This window comes from Aquabacterium parvum (assembly GCF_001447195.1).
Classification (GTDB): Bacteria; Pseudomonadota; Gammaproteobacteria; order Burkholderiales; family Burkholderiaceae_C; genus Aquabacterium; species Aquabacterium parvum.
Genome location: NZ_LFRI01000589.1, coordinates 1 through 273, shown reverse-complemented (window position 1 = coordinate 273; position 273 = coordinate 1). Strand labels below are relative to the sequence as shown.

General features: G+C 66.7%; 1 protein-coding gene. It reads left to right on the top strand.

Annotated features, from left to right (window positions below):
* Positions 1 to 237 (top strand): hypothetical protein (locus ABG80_RS23155; protein ID WP_160322635.1); only part of this gene is annotated, 237 nt, incomplete at its 5' end.
* Between the last annotated feature and the right edge of the window lie 36 nt (positions 238 to 273).

Sequence of the window (273 nt, the reverse complement as noted above, 5' to 3'; positions counted from 1 at the left end):
CGAGCAGTCACCACCCTGGGTGGTGGCGTCAACAAGAAGACCGGCGAGGTGATCCCCACCCGCCCGGTTCTCCAGATCGAGGGCCTCGATAACCGTGGCCTCGTTCAACTCTTCACCCTCACAGTTCCGGACACCACGCCTTTCGAGGGCCGAGTGGGTGAGCAGGTGTCCGTGCCGGTGCGTGCGTGGGCTCCTGGCGCGTCGGTGAGCCTCGCCTATGAGGGGGGCAAGGTGTGAGGATGGATGCACGTATGAGGCCGCTGGCGGCGGCCC